Source organism: Clostridium thermobutyricum DSM 4928, from assembly GCF_002050515.1.
Classification (GTDB): domain Bacteria; phylum Bacillota; class Clostridia; order Clostridiales; family Clostridiaceae; genus Clostridium; species Clostridium thermobutyricum.
Genome location: NZ_LTAY01000050.1, coordinates 1 through 17187, shown reverse-complemented (window position 1 = coordinate 17187; position 17187 = coordinate 1). Strand labels below are relative to the sequence as shown.

Here is a 17187-nt window from a genome sequence, read left to right as displayed (position 1 = left end):
ATTTTATAATATACATATATATTATATAGTACAAAGATGGTTAAGCGATTTTAAGGATATTAAGAAATATTCGCATCTTGTTTTAAAAGGCGTGCATAAGCTAAATGAATAGCGCCTTGTATACATAATAAGGAGATTTGATATTTATGGGTAATATAGTTAAGGGTATTAAGTATATTTTTAATTCTGACAATTTAGAATATGATAGAGAATTAGATGAATTTGATTATACAATTCAAGGGGATTTCCTATTTGATAATGAAAAATCTCAAACATTATTTTTTTATTGTCATTTATTAAGTGTTTATTATGATAATATAGATATAAATTTGGAACTTGCTAGAAGCTGTTTAGAAGAGGATTCTGAATACTTTTTTAAATTAATTTCTTATTTACGAGATAAAGAAGGGTTAGGTAGAAAAAAAGAATTTAGAAAAATATTAAATGAATTGGGAGATGAATATCCGTTAGAATTTAGAAAATATATACCACATATTGTTAAGTATGGGCGTTATGATGATTTATATGAGTTTTTTTATGGTGAAAATGAAGATTTAGTAATAGACATATTTAAAAAAACTTTAGATGATGATTTACAATCTAACAAGCCTAGTACATTAGCTAAATGGCTAAAATCAATTAATGCTTCCAATGAGAATACGAAGATGTTAGGGAAGAGAACTAGCAAATTATTAGGATTAAGTTATACAGAATATAGAAAATTACTATCGCATTTAAGGGGTAAACTTAATGTAGTTGAAAAGTTTATGAGCAATAATGAATGGGATAAGATTCAATATGGAAATTTAAGTTATTCGAATATAAAAAAATATAGAAATTCTTTTATGAAAAATGATCCAAAGAGATTTAATGAATTTATAAATATGTATAAACCGAAGGAAGTAATACAAGAACAAAAAAGTAAAGGATTTGAATTGAAATATGAATATTTAAAAGCTTTAGATATAGGAATTGAAGAGAAAAAGACTAAAGATATATTCATTAAAGAAATAAAAGAAATTTATGAAAATTTAGAAATTCCAGAAGAAGACTGGTTAGTTGCAATAGCTTTAAATGAAAAAAATTTAAATAAAAAAGATAATTATTATATGCAAAGTGTATTTTTAAGTAATTTTTATCTTTGTAATAATAAAAAAATGTATAAAGATCATATAATAAAAACTAAAGATATACCTAATATAAAAAAAATACAAAACAGAGATTTAAAAAATGATGTAATTAATATTATTGAGAATTCTATTAACGAAAAAATTTCTATCGAGAGTGTGTTTGACCTTCTTTTACTTTCTTCGGTAAAAAATAGTAATAAAATATTTAATTTTCCATCAGGAGTTGTTTTTGTAATTAAATCAATGGAACAATTATCAGAAATAACACACACGAACAAATGTTCTGAAGAAGAAATATCACTTTTATATTTAAAAATGAGAAAAAAGTGGAATAATTTTGGATTTAATATCCCAAAAATTAAAATTTGGATAATAAAAGAAAATTATAGAAATAATATTTCTGTTTTAGAAGAAGGTAAAATTTTTATACTAGAAGGAAGTGGTGAAAAAGCTTTTAAAACAATAATCCAAGAATCAAATACAGGTTTTAGAGATTTTACTTATGAAGAAATAAAAGAAGAAATGATAAAAATTCTTAGCAGTGATAGATATAATATGGAATAATTAACAAAAATCCTATCTTATTAGATAGGATTTTTGTTGTACTAAATCAGCTTATTAAATAAATGATTGGATTTTAAATCAAAATAAAATTAGTGAAAATAAATTTGTTTTAGAAATAGTTTTATTATATTTAGATAAACTGAAATTTTTTATAACTATTAAATTGAAAAATGGTATTAATAAATTTTTCTTATATAGAATAGGTTAAAATAATATATTTTTAGAATTATTTATAATTAAATTTATAAAAACGCGCTTAATTTATTTCGCTAAATAACAATTTAGCGAAATAATGTGTATTTTTTTTATTGAAAAAAAGTATTTCTGCTTGAATCAGATGCAAAATATACAGCGTTTTAAACTTATTCGAATTACAAATTACTTTCTTGTGCATTTATTTTCAATTTTTTTACATAAAATGCATTTTACAAAAATATATTTATAAATTAAATTATTATATATTAAAATGCATTATTTATTTATTTTTAAAAATTTATGATTTGTAAAATTTGTTTTATAGAATTTAATTTAAATTAAGTTAAAAACAGGAATTAAAGTCAAGGAAGGTCAATATAAAAATAAAAGATAATTTTTCATTGAGATTGAATTGAAGTTAGATAGGATATAAAGATGATGTTTTTATATTTTAAGAACATATGTTCTGCTGCTCTATTTTAATCAATTTTTATTTGTGATAAAATAGAAATATAACTAAGTGAAAGGAGCAATTATGAAATACGATTTTAAAGACTTAAAAAAGAACGAGGAAATGCCTCTTATTATAATAGATTTTTTAAATTATTTAGAAACTATAAAAGGTAAATCTATTAATACTATAGATGCATATAGAATTGATTTATTAATGTTTTTCAGATTTTTAAAATTATATAGAGAAGAAATAGAAGATATTGAATTTGAAGATATAAAAATAAGTGATATAGATGGAGAATTTATAAAGAAAGTTAAACTTTCAGAACTCTATGCTTTTATGAGTTTTTTAGAGAGATATAGAAATAATAGTGCTTATGCTAGAGCTAGAAAGGTTGCTACTTTAAAGTCTTTTTTTAAGTTTCTTCAAAATAAAGCAAAAATTATAGATGAAAATCCTACTATAGAATTAGAATCACCTAAAATAAATAAACGTCATCCAGTATATTTAAATTTAGATGAAAGTCTTACCCTTTTAAATTCATTAAATAAAAAGAGTAAAAATTATAGTAGAGATTATTGCATATTAACATTTTTTTTAAATTGTGGTATGAGATTATCTGAATTATGCAATATAAAACTTGAAAAAATATCTGGTGATACATTAACTATAATAGGAAAAGGAAATAAAGAAAGAACCGTATACTTAAATGAGTCTTGTATTTATGCGCTTAATCAATATTTAAAGGATAGAGATGACATAAAATGTTCTGATGAAGATAAAGAATTTTTGTTCCTATCTAATAGAGGACGTAGAATAAATAAACGGACAGTTGAAATAATGGTTAAAAATGCAACTAAAGATGCGGGGCTTAGAGATCAAAAATATACACCTCATAAACTTAGACATACAGCTGCAACTCTTATGTATAAACATGGAGATGTAGATATTAGAGCTTTACAAAGTATATTAGGTCATGAAAGTATTTCTACTACACAAATATATACACATGTAGATGATGATACTTTAAGAGAAGCAGTTAAAAGTAATCCTTTAGCAAAAATAAAAAAATAAAAAGCTATAAATTACATAGCTTTTTATTTTTTTATTTATATATTCTTACCTAAAATTTCTGAAAGTGCAGTTAAAATTTTCTGATCAGCTCCATCGTAAACTACAAAAATTCTACCTTTTTTATAAAGATGAAAATTTTGTACCCAATTACCTTTATTTTGACTAAATAGGTACGCATTATCATTTAGTGAGTTAAGATCTGATACCATTCTTAGTTTATCTCCTACTCCGTATTGATATATAGAAATATATCCTCCATTTACCTGAATTTCTTCTTTTGGTACTGAGAATAATTCATCATATGGGTTAGAATTAGCTTTTATTTTTTTTGCATCAAATCCTTTTTTATTTAATTCATTTATAAGATATTGATTATCTATTGAAATTTCTGACTCTGTAAATTGCGGTATATTTTTATTTATAGATTTGTTAAGTGAATTAGAATTATTTTTTGAATTATTTATCCCCTGCTCTACATTTCTTTCTACGTTATCAGTAGTGTTTTTTACATTATTACATCCAAAAAATGAAATAGATATTCCAATTCCTAGTATAAATAGTATTGCTTTGAATTTTCTAATTTTCATGAAAATCTCTCCTCTTTATAAATTGTGTTGCAATACTAGTTTTTGAAAAAAAAGAATTTTTATACCAAAAGAAAAATCCTCACTTAAAATTAAATGAGGATTTTATATATGAATAATTAAATGTTTTTTTTTTTTAATTTTCTTACACCTGGGAAAAGTTCTTCAGTATCACTCTCTAAAATATCTTCAGTTAAGTTAAGATCTTCTAGATAAATTATCTCTTCTTCAGCAGCACTTTTCCCAAGTGCCGTTACTTCATCTTCGTTAGCTAAAGTATACGAAGGTATTTCTAAATGCTCTTTAAAATTTTCATTTAAATTAGAATAAGCTTCTAATAATGATTTTTCAATAAGTTCTTTATCCATATTTGGATCTATTTTTTGAGCTTTAGCTATAAGTTCTTCCCAATTAGGAATATTAAACTCATCTTCAAAAAAATCAGAATCTTCAAGATCTGATTCTACTAATTCATTTTCTTCTATGTTTTTTGCAATTTCTTCAATTTTAATTGCTTGTAAATCGGATTTACTTAAATTTAAACATGCTCCACAATTGTCACAAATTTTTGTTGGATCTAAAAAATCGCAAAATTCGTCAACTATAAATGCTTTAGTCATTTTTACACCACCTTTTGTGATAAACTAGAATTATATTATATCAAATTTCAGTTTTAGTATCAAATAGAGTTTATTTATGTAAAAAAAGATAAAAAGAACATAAGTTTGATTGGAGAGGAATTATATGCTATAATTCTTAGTAAGAAGTGAGGTGTAAACAATGGTAGACGGTAAAGATAAGCAAAGTCAAATTTATGAATTTTTAAAAGTATATACTGAAAACAAAGGTTATCCACCATCAGTTAGAGAAATATGTGAAGCGGTAAGTTTAAAGTCAACTTCTACTGTTCATGGACACTTAAAAAGACTAGAAAAAAAAGGATTGATAAAAAGAGATCCAACAAAACCAAGAGCTTTAGAAATTGTTGAATTTATGCAACCTAAACGTGAAATGATATCAATACCTATAATAGGTAATATAACTGCTGGAACTCCAATATTAGCTACTGAAAATATAGAAGACACCTTTACTCTTCCATTAAATTTTGTAAAGCATGATAATGAATTATTTATATTAAAAGTTAATGGAAATAGTATGATAAAAGCAGGAATAAATGAAGGTGATTTAGCCATAATAGAAAAAAGAACATCAGCAAATAATGGTGATATTGTAGTAGCACTTATTGAAGAAGAGGCAACTATAAAAAGATTCTATTTAGAAAAAGATCATATAAGATTACAGCCAGAAAATGATTCTATGGAACCTATCATTGTAGAAAACTGTTCGATTTTAGGAAAATTAGTAGGAATATATAGAGATTATAGATAAAGCTCATCTTAAAAAGATGAGCTTTGTTTATTATAATCCTAAACCTTTTCTTCTCTCTTCAATTATTTCCTCTAATTTATTAGCAGTATTATCTACATCTCCATCAATTATTAATTGACCACCTGTAATTTCTTTTAATCCTTCACTAAATAAATTTAAAGCTAATTCACTTCCACCTACAAATGGAGGTAATGCTAAATGAAGTGGTAATCCAAGAGTAAGCCCAAATACTCCATCAGCAAGAGCTTGTTCTTCTAACCATTGAGGAGCTGATAAAATTAATGGTAATTGAGGAATATCTATATTTAAATATTCTGCGAGTTCAGCTGCAATCATTTCAAGTCTTCCTATAGCAAGGCATGGTCCAAAGTTTAATACAGGAGGAATATTTAATTCTTCGCAAACTTTTCTTAGACTATCTCCAGCTTTTGTAGCAGCTTTTGCAGACATTAATCCAACATTCTCAAGACCACCTGATGAACATCCTGCTGAAAGTATTAGTATATCTTTCTTTATTAATGCTTCTGCTAATTCTACAGTAAATACATCATGACCTTTTGCAGTAAGATTTGAGCATCCTACAATACAAGCTATACCTTTTATTCTTCCTTTAGCAATTAAATCTACAAGTGCTTTCCAATTACCACCTAAAAATTCTTTTAGATTTGACTCGCTTAATCCAGTTAAAACATCATCATGCCCATGATCTTTTGGAATATTTAATTCTATTGAACATCTTCTCTTTGAATAACTTTTAATTGCTTCATTAACAATTTTATTAGTTATCTCCTCTTTTTCTTCATATGAATATACAACTGATTCAGCATTAACTTTTTTAGCAACATTATCTAAACATATCATTTTTATATCAAATTTTTCTGCGATAGGCTCAATTCCAGGAAGTGTACAGTTAAATTCAGAAGTTATAAGATCTATTCCACCTGTTGCTAAAACAGCTTCACTAGTATAATTGTTACCTGCATGACCTACAAATACTTCATTATAGTGCTCTCCTCTAACTTGTAAATCTTGACCTACACAAGTACATCCAATAATTCTAAAACCTTTAGCCCCTACTGAGTTAGCTAATTTAGTTGCTTCACTTGAAATTAAGTAATCTTGTAAATGAGCTATTAATGAGTGTTGATGTCCAGTTGTCATTATATTGATATAATCTGGATTTATTACTTTCATACCAACAGATGCTTGTCTGATTACTGGATCTCCTAACATTATATCATTTAATAAATTTACAAGAGTTAATCCATAAAGTCCAGTTGATATTCCTAATCTTAAACTACTCATATACATATCTATAGGATCACTGCTTAAATTTGTTGATGTTTTAACAATTCCGTCAAATACTTCTGATTTTGCTCCTCCTGGTAATATTCCTAGTTCTCTCCATTTTTCAAATCTAGGAGCATATGCTAATTTTTCAACAAGTTCCATTTTATCATATCTAGGTTTATATAAGTCTTTTAAAATAGAATCGGCAATCTTATAAGCTTTTTCAAATTGATCCCCATCTGTTATTCCTAATATATTAGAAACTCTATCTAAAGCTTTTAATCCTTTAAGAGGTTCTTTATTTTCAGCCATTTTTTTTAAATTTAAAGCAGTATTTTCTATTACATGAATATAACATCCTGATCCAGCAGCTACAGCTCTTAAAAAGTTTCTTGCAACAATTGTATCAGCGTCTGCTCCACAAATTCCTCTTTTAGCTTTTGGTGTTATTCTACAAGGTCCATTTGAACAAAGTCTACAACAAACACCATCAAGACCGAATTTACATTTTATACTTTGTGATTCTACTCTGTGATGAGATGTTTCTACATCTAATTCTTTTATAAAGCTTTCTAATTTTTTATCAGCTGACATACATGTTGAACAGCTAGTTTGGCAGCTAGTTTTGCTACAATTTGACATAATATCTACACCTTTCATAATTAAAATGAAAACTACACTATTTTGGTATACTTTTAGACTTAAAAACCTAATAATGTAATTTATTAAATTAACATAAAATATGCCAATTTAAAAATTCACTTTCAAAAATAAGAATATTTAAAAAAAGTTAATGCCATCAATGCTACTATCTAATATTTCTTTTAAAGATTTTCTAGATAAAATATTTAAAATTTCATTTTCAACTTTTTTCATTTCATAATATAAAGAACAACCTGATAAGCAAATTTCACATAAATTTTTATCTTTAGTGCATTTATTTATAGATATAGGTCCTTCTATTGCTTCAATTATATCTTTCAAAGTTAATTTTTCTAATGGGGCTTTTAACATATAACCTCCATTTACTCCTCGAAATGATTCTATAATATTTTCAGCGCAAAGTTTACGTAAAATCTTAAATAAGAATCTTATAGGAATATGTTCTTTTTCAGAAATAATTCTTGCTTCAATTTTATTTTCTACACCAAAATTATACATTGCACGAATAGCTCTTAATGCATAATCACTTTCTTGTGAAATATTCATATAGAAGTGAATCCTCCTTTAAAAATATATAAAAATATTTATTAATTACCTTATTGATGAACAATATCCAAAAGTTCACCTAAAAGGTATATTTTAAACCTACTACAAATTTTATCTTTTGTAAATAGCAAACTGGGGAAATTTTCAAAAAGTTAAAAGGATATCTAATAAAAAGATATCCTTTTAACTTTATTTCAATATTAACTCTACCGGACAATGATCTGAGCCTAATATATCAGAATGTATATTCGCTTCAAATATATTTTCTTTTAAGCAGTCAGAAACTAAAAAGTAATCAATCCTCCACCCTGCATTATTTTTTCTTGCATTAAACCTATATGACCACCAAGAATAAGCTCCTTCTTTTTCAGGGTACTTAAATCTAAATGTATCAATAAATCCTGAATTAAGAAAGTCATTAAATTTAGTTCTTTCTTGAATGCTAAATCCAGCATTATTTACATTTGATTTTGGATTCTTTAAGTCTATTTCGTTATGCGCAACATTTAAATCACCACATATTATAATTGGCTTATTTTTTTCTATTTCTTTTAAATATGTTCTAAATGCATCTTCCCACTCCATTCTATAATCAATTCTAGCAAGTTCAGCTTTAGAATTTGGAGTATATACAGTTACGAAATAGTAATCATTAAATTCTAAAGTAATCACTCTTCCTTCAGTATCATGTTCTTCTATTCCTAATCCGTAAAAAACATTAATTGGAAGTTCTTTTGTAAATATAGCTGTTCCAGAATAGCCTTTTCTTTGAGCATAATTCCAATATTGATAATATCCTGGCAGATCCAATTCTATTTGTCCTTCTTGTAATTTAGTTTCTTGTACCGCAAAAATATCTGCATTAACAGAATTAAAATAATCTAAGAAGCCTTTTTTTACACATGCTCTCAAACCATTAACATTCCAAGATATAAATTTTTTCATAGTTATATTCTCCTATAATTTTTTATATAATTATTAGTTTTTAAATGAATGAATTGGAGCTGGAATTCTTCCTCCTCTACCGATAAATAAATCTGATGAATAATTATTTATTTTCATTACAGGAGCAGTTCCAAGTAAACCACCAAATTCAACCATATCCCCTACATCACAACCAGGAGCTGGAATTATTCTAACTGCTGTAGTTTTATTGTTTATAACTCCAATAGCAGCTTCATCAGCAATCATAGCTGATATTGTACTTGCACTTGTATATCCAGGAACTGCAATCATATCAAGTCCAACTGAGCAAATTGCAGTCATTGCTTCAAGTTTTTCTAAATTTAGAGAACCATTAATTACTGCATCTATCATTCCAGCATCTTCTGAAACAGGAATAAATGCACCGCTTAATCCTCCAACATGACCACAGGCCATTACTCCACCTTTTTTTACTGCATCATTTAATAGAGCTAGTGCTGCAGTTGTACCATGTGTTCCAACAACTTCTAATCCCATCTCTTCTAAAATGTGTGCCACAGAATCTCCTATAGCAGGAGTTGGAGCAAGTGAAAGGTCTACTATTCCAAAAGGAACATTTAATCTTTTAGAAGCTTCATTTCCAACTAGTTGCCCCATTCTAGTTATTTTAAAAGCAGTTTTCTTTACAGTTTCTGCAACAACATCAAAAGATTGTCCTTTTACTTTTTCAAGAGCTCTTTGAACTACTCCTGGACCTGAAACACCTACATTTATAATTTTATCTGCTTCTCCTACTCCATGAAATGCACCAGCCATAAATGGATTATCTTCTACAGCATTAGCAAAAACAACTAATTTAGCACATCCAAAACCTTTTTTATCAGCTGTAAGATCAGCTGTTCTTTTAATTATTTCTCCCATCTCTTTTATAGCATCCATATTTATACCAGTTCTAGTTGAACCAACATTAACAGATGAACATACTTTATTTGTAACTTTTAATGCTTCAGGAATTGATTGGATTAAAATTTTATCTCCTTTTGTATATCCCTTATGTACAAGAGCAGAAAATCCTCCAAGAAAATCAATTCCTAATGTATTAGCAGCTTTATCTAAAGTTCTCGCAAATTCTACATAATTATCTTCATTAGTAGCACCACCTATAATTGATATTGGTGTTACTGAAACTCTTTTATTAACTATAGGAATACCAAACTCATTTTCAATTTCATATCCAACTTTAACTAAATTTTCAGCAGATTTAGTTATCTTATCATATATCTTAGTTCTTGCTTTATTACCATCACTATCAATACAATCTAAAAGTGAAATTCCCATAGTAATAGTTCTTATATCTAATTTCTCCTCTTCTATCATTTTTATAGTTTCTAATATATTACTACTATTCATATTAAATCCCCCTATTAAATTGTATGCATAGATTTAAATATTTCTTCTCTTTGTATTTTTACTTCAACTTCAAGTTCTTCACCTTTAGCTATAAGAGAGTCTTTTATTTTATCAAAATTTTCTGATGAGTTTATATCAACCATCATCATCATAGCAAAGCTGTCTCCCATTATAGTTTGATTAACATCTAAAATGTTAACATTTAAATTTTTAAGCTCTGAACTTATACCAGCTATTATACCTACTTTATCTTTTCCTATTACTGTTAATATAGCTTTCATTTAGATATCCTCCCTGTAAATAATTTCTAAATATAATTATATATTCTATTGTCTTTTATTTATATTGTCAAATATACAATAAAGATTAAAATTTTATTATATTTTTATAATATCATTTTTAAATTAGAATATCTGTAGAAATTAAAAAAATATAGAATAAATTTAAAAATAGTTTTGTTAAATGTTTTTTAATACATTCTTGATATAATACTTTATAAGGAGTGAATAGATATGAAAGAAATAACAGCATTAAAATTAAAAAAGATAATAGAAACTAATCCAAATACATATATAATAGATGTTAGAGATAGAATACATTATGATGCAGGACATATAAAAAATTCAATAAATGTTCCTTTATATGAGTTAGAAGATTTTTCAACTGAATTACCTACTGATAAAGATATATATGTAATTTGCAAGGTAGGAAATAAAAGTTCAAATGCAGTATTAATGTTAAATGAACTTGGTTTTGAAAATTGTATAAATGTAAGAGGCGGAATGCTATCTTATGATGGTATAACAGAAAAAACTGTAAGATAATCTTACAGTTTTTCTTTTATAAAATATTTCTTATGAATTATATATATATATATATTATAAAATTTATATAAATCTTTGATATAAATTATTTATCTTTATTCATAGTTTTTTTCAAAAATAAAATATTAAAAGATAATTTTAATTTTATATAAATATTGAATTAAATTGAAATGATAGTATAATTAAGTATTGGAATAAACATATGGAGGAATTAATAATGAACAAATTTAACGTTGAAAAAATAGCTGATTTTGTTTTAAATTGGTTAGCCAATAGTGGTCTAAAATTAGTTATTGGAGTAATTGTTCTTTTTATAGGATGGAAAGTAATAAATAAAGTATTGAAGAAATTAAATCAAATATTAAATAAGAAAAATATCGATCCTACTTTAACTTCATTTTTCCTTGCTTTTTCAGACATAGCTTTAAAGATATTACTAGTTGTATGCGTAATATCATATCTTGGAGTAAAAACAACAAGCTTTGCAGCTATAATAGCATCTGCTGGTTTAGCAGTTGGGCTTGCATTACAAGGAAGTTTAGCAAACTTTGCAGGAGGAGTTATAATTCTACTTTTAAGACCTTTTAATGTTGGAGATTTTATAGAAGTTTCTAGTAAATCAGGTGTAGTTGAAAAAATAAGTATATTTTATACTCATATAATATCATCAGATAATAAAGAAATAATGATTCCTAATGGAAGTCTTGTAAATGGCACTATAATCAATTATTCTTCTAAAGAATTAAGAAGAGTTGATCTAACTTTTGGTGTAGGCTATGGAGATGATATTTTAAAAGTAAAAAGAGTATTAGCTAATTTAGTAGATAATCATCCTCTTATTCTAAAAGAGCCTGAACCTTTTATAGCTTTATCTGAGCAAGCAGCTAGTTCTATTAACTTTGTTGTTAGGGCATGGTGTAAAAGTGAAGATTACTGGACTGTTCATTTTGATCTTTTAGAACAATCTAAATTGAAGTTTGATGAAGAAGGAATATCTATTCCATTCCCTCAGATGGATGTTCATTTAGATAAAATAGAAAATTAAAAAAGAGTATATCATTTATTTGATATACTCTTTTTTTTTTATATTGTTTTCATTAGATCTTCTAATGAATCGGAAGACTCTTTTGCTTTACTTAAACAATTTATCATTTGTATATTAAAATAATCTTTTTGATGATTTATTATACTGATATTTTTACATACTTTATTATGATTAATTTCTGAAGAATTATTTAAATTTTTCATATTTGAGATAATATCCTCTAAAATATGAATACATTCATTTATATATTCTACATCTACTTTCTTTTTAGTATCATAAAGAAGTACACATAAATGTGATAATAAAGTTGTAAATCTATTATTATTAAAAATAAAATTTCTAATTTTAGTATCTTCTATTGCTGTACTTTTAGGATCATTATGCATTTGTAATTTTCCACTTATTAAATAAGATGAATACACTAAAAGCTGAAGTTTTTCTCTGTTTATATCATTATTTAAAATATTCTTAAATTCTTTTATCATTTCTTCATCTAATACAATAAGTCTATCTATCATATTTTTTAATTCTATATAGTTTTTAGTTCTAAAAATAAATCTATTAGCAAATAAAACTATTAATAGTGATGCTATTGTATATAGTACTCTTAATAATATAGCTTCTGTACTACCTATTGTTAAAGTTGAAATAGCCAATGCATAACAAGTAATATATATTGTCATAATACCATAGTCAGCTATAAAAGAATACATTAGGAATGTACTTACTATTAGTATTATCATATGTAATTCATGAGTTCTAAATATAGAGAATAATATACTTGCTAGAACTATCCCTATTAGTGTTCCAAAAAACCTTTCTTTAACTCTTTTTTTACTGTCTTCATAAAAAGGTAATGTCAATAAAAATACAGTCATAGGAATCCAATAACTTTTTTCTAAATTTGACCATCTAACAAAAGAAAATGTTACACTTAAAAGAATTCCCATTCTAAGAGAAAACCTTAATTTAAATTCATTTAAAGAAAACTTATATTTATTTAATTTTTCAAAGTACTCTTTATTTTCCCTAAAATCAAAATATGTTCTTATTATACTATCTTTCTCATTATATACTTTTATAGATCCTTTTACTAAATAATCTAAAATAAATGTAAAATAATGATTCAAATCTTTATCTTCAAAGTTATTATTATTTAAAAAATTTAAAACTTCATTTGATATTAAATCTTGTTTATTATTTTCACAGAGGTTATATATATTCGAAAATAAACTAGATAAATTTCTTAAATAATCTTTATTTGAATTAGTTATGTATCTTAAATCATATAAATCTCCTAAGATATTATTTATATGTTGAAAAAATATTATGAAAGGATAATATTTATTTTTTCCTCCTGAATAAATTAATCTGTTTAATTCTTTACAAATATCAAATAATCTAAATTGAAAATTTGCAATTTCTGAAAAGTTTTCTTTTGATAATAATTCAGCTTGTTTTGCTATATTTGTATAACCTTCTCTAATTAATAATCTAATTTTAGAAGTTACCATTTTAGGAGCAAAAATCTTTAACCCTATAAAAATTATTAAATAAGAATATGATATAGATAAAAGTCTCATTGGAATTTCATTATATCTAGCTGGGAACAACTGAAGAAAAACAAAAGCCATTAGATAAGGGAAATAACTGCTTGGATTATACTCATCTGTTAAAAGATATGTTAATATAATTGTTGCAACAAAGTCAATTATAAGTGAATGTATCCAACCTAAACTTGCAATAGTTGCAACAACTCCAATTATTAGATGAATAAATAGTGGCTTTATAGGATTTTTTTCTATAGTTAAATATCCTTTCATTCTTATAAAAGTCAAAGTCATATATGGCGCTATTATTACATTTTGAAGTCCAAAAAATTTATAATTTGTAAAGAAAATTATAAGACAAATTATACTTGGTGGAAAGCTAACCTTTATTAAAGTCCTCCAATTTAATTTAAATCTGTTTAAATCTATATTCAATATATCACCTCTTCTTTAGTAATAATACTATTTATTTTTTTAGTAATTTTAAAATATCATCTCTCTTTAAATTAATTAATAAATTGTTAGAAAGACTATTTTCATCGATTAAATTATTTATTAAATCTTTTTTCCTTTCCTGTAAAGATAGTATTTTTTCTTCAACAGTTCCTTCAGAAACTAGTTTTATAACTTCAACAATATTTTTTTGGCCAATTCTATGAGCTCTATCTGTAGCTTGATTTTCAGCAGCTGGATTCCACCAAGGGTCAAAATGAATTACTATATCAGCACTAGTTAAATTTAGTCCTGTTCCTCCGGCTTTTAATGAAATAAGAAAAACATTAGTTTCATCTTCATTAAATTTGTTTACAAGTTCAAGTCTCTTTTTACTTGATATACTTCCATCAATATAATATGTAGATATATCATTTGCATTTAAAGTAGATTTAATTTTTTTTAAGGCACTTGTAAATTGTGAAAATACTAATACTTTATGTCCATTAGATATTGTATCTTCTAAAATCTCTTTTAAGGCTATTAATTTACCACTTTCTCCCTCAAAGTCATTTATAACTAAAGAAGGATCAATAGCTATTTGTCTTAATTTAGTTATATAAGATAATATTTCAATACTATCTTGTTTAAATTCTTCGGCAATCTCCTTTTTGTTTATTAATTCTTTTATATATTTATTATATGAACTATAAACTTTTTTTTGCTCTTTAGTCATATCAACTTTTATTATTTTTTCTATTTTATCTGGTAATTCTTTTAGTACATCTCTTTTAAATCTTCTTAGTATAAACGGATCAATAAGAAGTCTAAGATCTTTAATTAAAATAGGATCTTCAGATAAATTCCTATTATATTTACTATTAAAAGTATTTTTATCCCAAAGGTATCCTGGCATTATAAAATCAAAAATAGACCAAAGTTCCATTAAGTTATTTTCTATTGGAGTACCTGTTAAAGCAAATTTGCTATTAGAAGAGATTCTTTTACATGCCTTTGAATTTTTAGAATCAGAATTTTTTATATATTGTGCCTCATCTATAAACATAAAGTCAAAATCTAATTTTTCATATAAGTCAATGTCATTTCTTAAAAGATTATAAGTAGTTATTATTACATCTATATTAGATATATTATCTAATGTAATTTTTCTATTTTTTTTAGTTCCAATATTTATTTTCACTTTAGTATTCGGTGAGAATTTTAAAAATTCATCTCTCCAGTTATATATAAGAGATGTTGGAGAAACTATTAAAGTTTTTTTATTTTTTTGGCTAGATATAAAAGCTATTGATTGAAGGGTTTTTCCAAGTCCCATTTCATCACCTAATATTCCTCCAAATCCTAATGAATTTAATTGATTCATCCATTTTACTCCATATAACTGATAATCTCTTAATTTGGCATTTATATTATTTAAATTCAAATCATAATCTAAATTTAAAGTATTATCCCTTATACTTTCAAGATATTCCTTTCCAGTATAATCATTAGTTATTTCTTTTAATTTCTCAGTGATATAAAGACTTTTATTTTTATTAAATTCTAATTTATTATCTATTTTTGAAGTTTTTAGAGAATTTAATAATGTAAGAAATTCTTTTAATTTAATTTCCTCTAAATCTAAATAATCTCCAGAATTTAATTTATAATATTTTTTATTATCTTTAAAGCTTCTTAAAATATTATAAAATTCTTCTTCATCTATATTAGAAACACTATATTTAAATTCAAAATATTCCTCACGACCACGAGAAATTTCAATATTAAAACTATTAGAATCTAATGTTATATTTCCTTTAAAACTATCAGAATAAAAGATTTCACCTATTGGTCTTAAAGAGTCAATATTATTTTTGAAAAACTCAAAAGCTTTATCTTCACTTCCAATAAAAACAAATGTTTTATCTTCTATTGGTTGAAATAATAAATTTTTAGCTAAAGTAATTACTCTATTTTCTAAGATAGTATCTCTATAAATAAATTTTTCCCTATAATCATTCAATATATTAAATTCATATTCTTTATAACAAACTTTAATAGTTAATCTTATATAATCATCTCTATGAAAATAAAATTTAAATTTTGGCTTTGCTATAATAATTTGATTTGAAATTTTATCATTTAACATTAATGAACCTGTCATATTTTTTATAGAAGGAATTAATTTTCTAAAAATTTTATCTTTATCTTCTAATTTAAATTTAAAACTATCCATATTCTTAAAAGTCTTAATATAAGGTAAAAGTTTTTCACTTTGATATGTAGAAGGAATATAAATTACAGTATCATATAATAAAACATTACACTTTCCATCTAGGTCAATTGGTAATCCTCTTGGAAAAATTAAATCTATAGAATTTTCCTCTTCATTTAATTGAATAGGTAGAGGAATATCACATTCTAATATTTCAGTTTCTACTTCCCTTGAATAAAAACCTGAATTAAGATATACTTTATTTCCTTTAATTGAAAGTAAAAAGCTTTTTAGTAGCCCATTAGGAATAATAATTTCTTTTTTATTTATTAATTTATCTTGACTGCGTTTAAAACCAGTTGAATAAATTTCTAATTCTTTTATTGTCTCTATAAAAGAAAATATTTTATTACTTTCACTTGAAAATTTATAATCTTTATTAGAAAACTCAAAATCTTTGCTAAAACTAATAGGAATATTATTATATATGTTTATAAGAAAATTATTTATATCCTTTATTACATATTTTTTACGAGATGATAGTGATTTTATTCCTATTTTAAATTCTGCTGTAATTTTATTTGACCAAGAATTTTTATTTAAATAGACATCTATAAAAACATCTTTTCTAGTATCTTCATTTAATAATAAAGAGAGTGGATTATCTATTTCTTTATTATTATCTAAGATATTATCAATTATTTTTCTATCCTCTATTATTTTAGATAAAAATTTATCTTTATCAGCATAATCTAAAAATTTTAAAAATGCTGCAGATATATGCTTACAAGCATAATTTTTCTTCTTTAATTCGTTTTTTTCAAAGTCATCACAAGTACAACTAATACTATTCACTGTAAAATCATCTAATTCTAAATTAATATATACATTATAAGTA

At 24.7% G+C, this 17187-nt stretch carries 14 protein-coding genes; 5 read left to right on the top strand and 9 right to left on the bottom strand.

The genetic code is table 11. From position 1 onward, the window contains the following. Positions 1 to 146: 146 nt before the first annotated feature. Positions 147 to 1694, top strand: coding sequence for a DUF2828 family protein (locus CLTHE_RS10275; protein ID WP_080023274.1), 1548 nt, complete (start codon positions 147 to 149; stop codon positions 1692 to 1694). A gap of 730 nt (positions 1695 to 2424) precedes the next feature. Beyond that, positions 2425 to 3417: a tyrosine recombinase XerC gene (locus tag CLTHE_RS10270; protein ID WP_002597809.1), complete on the top strand. Its 993-nt coding sequence runs from the start codon at positions 2425 to 2427 to the stop codon at positions 3415 to 3417. Between the two features lie 35 nt (positions 3418 to 3452). Here the strand turns inward: CLTHE_RS10270 and CLTHE_RS10265 are convergent, their stop codons facing one another. Continuing rightward, positions 3453 to 4004 (bottom strand): hypothetical protein, encoded by a 552-nt coding sequence (locus CLTHE_RS10265; RefSeq protein ID WP_080023268.1) that lies wholly within the window; start codon positions 4002 to 4004, stop codon positions 3453 to 3455. Between the two features lie 116 nt (positions 4005 to 4120). Beyond that, entirely contained in the window at positions 4121 to 4621 is a 501-nt protein-coding gene (locus tag CLTHE_RS10260) for a hypothetical protein (protein ID WP_080023261.1), read from the bottom strand. Between the two features lie 160 nt (positions 4622 to 4781). Here CLTHE_RS10260 and lexA point away from each other — a divergent pair, with 160 nt between their 5' ends. Continuing rightward, positions 4782 to 5390, top strand: a complete 609-nt coding sequence (gene lexA, locus CLTHE_RS10255; protein WP_080023259.1) for a transcriptional repressor LexA — start codon at positions 4782 to 4784, stop codon at positions 5388 to 5390. Positions 5391 to 5420: 30 nt separating this feature from the next. Here lexA and cooS read toward each other — a convergent pair whose 3' ends face one another. From cooS to CLTHE_RS10230, 5 genes are all read right to left on the bottom strand, one after another. Next, positions 5421 to 7322: an anaerobic carbon-monoxide dehydrogenase catalytic subunit gene (gene cooS, locus CLTHE_RS10250; RefSeq protein ID WP_080023258.1), complete on the bottom strand. Its 1902-nt coding sequence runs from the start codon at positions 7320 to 7322 to the stop codon at positions 5421 to 5423. A 138-nt stretch (positions 7323 to 7460) separates the two neighbouring features. Next, positions 7461 to 7889 carry an RrF2 family transcriptional regulator gene (locus CLTHE_RS10245; protein WP_080023257.1) on the bottom strand — a complete coding sequence of 143 codons (429 nt, stop codon included), beginning with the start codon at positions 7887 to 7889 and terminating at the stop codon, positions 7461 to 7463. Positions 7890 to 8078: 189 nt separating this feature from the next. Then, entirely contained in the window at positions 8079 to 8834 is a 756-nt protein-coding gene (locus CLTHE_RS10240; RefSeq protein WP_080023256.1) for an exodeoxyribonuclease III, read from the bottom strand. Positions 8835 to 8867: 33 nt separating this feature from the next. Further along, the gene (locus CLTHE_RS10235) at positions 8868 to 10223 is read right to left on the bottom strand and encodes a PFL family protein (protein WP_080023255.1); all 1356 of its coding nucleotides are present in this window, start codon (positions 10221 to 10223) and stop codon (positions 8868 to 8870) included. A 14-nt stretch (positions 10224 to 10237) separates the two neighbouring features. Next, the gene (locus CLTHE_RS10230) at positions 10238 to 10504 is read right to left on the bottom strand and encodes an ACT domain-containing protein (protein ID WP_002597801.1); all 267 of its coding nucleotides are present in this window, start codon (positions 10502 to 10504) and stop codon (positions 10238 to 10240) included. A 231-nt stretch (positions 10505 to 10735) separates the two neighbouring features. On the opposite strand from CLTHE_RS10230, the gene CLTHE_RS10225 reads away from it, so the two are divergent. Together CLTHE_RS10225 and CLTHE_RS10220 are read left to right on the top strand one after the other, a co-directional pair. After that, positions 10736 to 11047, top strand: coding sequence for a rhodanese-like domain-containing protein (locus tag CLTHE_RS10225; RefSeq protein WP_080023254.1), 312 nt, complete (start codon positions 10736 to 10738; stop codon positions 11045 to 11047). Positions 11048 to 11264: 217 nt separating this feature from the next. Further along, a complete protein-coding gene (locus tag CLTHE_RS10220) occupies positions 11265 to 12092 on the top strand; it encodes a mechanosensitive ion channel family protein (RefSeq protein ID WP_080023253.1) in 828 nt (275 codons plus the stop codon). Between the two features lie 38 nt (positions 12093 to 12130). Here CLTHE_RS10220 and CLTHE_RS10215 read toward each other — a convergent pair whose 3' ends face one another. Next, positions 12131 to 14077, bottom strand: a complete 1947-nt coding sequence (locus CLTHE_RS10215) for an FUSC family protein (RefSeq protein WP_080023252.1) — start codon at positions 14075 to 14077, stop codon at positions 12131 to 12133. Between the two features lie 31 nt (positions 14078 to 14108). Next, on the bottom strand, positions 14109 to 17187 hold a 3079-nt coding region (locus CLTHE_RS10210), incomplete at its 5' end, for a DEAD/DEAH box helicase (protein WP_080023251.1).

What these genes read in the sequence shown, in the direction of transcription:
- cooS (WP_080023258.1), bottom strand. Translation starts at nt 7,322, where the DNA reads ATGTCAAATTGTAGCAAAACTAGCTGCCAAACTAGCTGTTCAACATGT.
- CLTHE_RS10235 (WP_080023255.1), bottom strand. Translation starts at nt 10,223, where the DNA reads ATGAATAGTAGTAATATATTAGAAACTATAAAAATGATAGAAGAGGAG.
- CLTHE_RS10245 (WP_080023257.1), bottom strand. Translation starts at nt 7,889, where the DNA reads ATGAATATTTCACAAGAAAGTGATTATGCATTAAGAGCTATTCGTGCA.
- CLTHE_RS10230 (WP_002597801.1), bottom strand. Translation starts at nt 10,504, where the DNA reads ATGAAAGCTATATTAACAGTAATAGGAAAAGATAAAGTAGGTATAATA.
- CLTHE_RS10240 (WP_080023256.1), bottom strand. Translation starts at nt 8,834, where the DNA reads ATGAAAAAATTTATATCTTGGAATGTTAATGGTTTGAGAGCATGTGTA.
- CLTHE_RS10265 (WP_080023268.1), bottom strand. Translation starts at nt 4,004, where the DNA reads ATGAAAATTAGAAAATTCAAAGCAATACTATTTATACTAGGAATTGGA.
- CLTHE_RS10270 (WP_002597809.1), top strand. Translation starts at nt 2,425, where the DNA reads ATGAAATACGATTTTAAAGACTTAAAAAAGAACGAGGAAATGCCTCTT.
- CLTHE_RS10225 (WP_080023254.1), top strand. Translation starts at nt 10,736, where the DNA reads ATGAAAGAAATAACAGCATTAAAATTAAAAAAGATAATAGAAACTAAT.
- CLTHE_RS10220 (WP_080023253.1), top strand. Translation starts at nt 11,265, where the DNA reads ATGAACAAATTTAACGTTGAAAAAATAGCTGATTTTGTTTTAAATTGG.
- CLTHE_RS10275 (WP_080023274.1), top strand. Translation starts at nt 147, where the DNA reads ATGGGTAATATAGTTAAGGGTATTAAGTATATTTTTAATTCTGACAAT.
- CLTHE_RS10260 (WP_080023261.1), bottom strand. Translation starts at nt 4,621, where the DNA reads ATGACTAAAGCATTTATAGTTGACGAATTTTGCGATTTTTTAGATCCA.
- lexA (WP_080023259.1), top strand. Translation starts at nt 4,782, where the DNA reads ATGGTAGACGGTAAAGATAAGCAAAGTCAAATTTATGAATTTTTAAAA.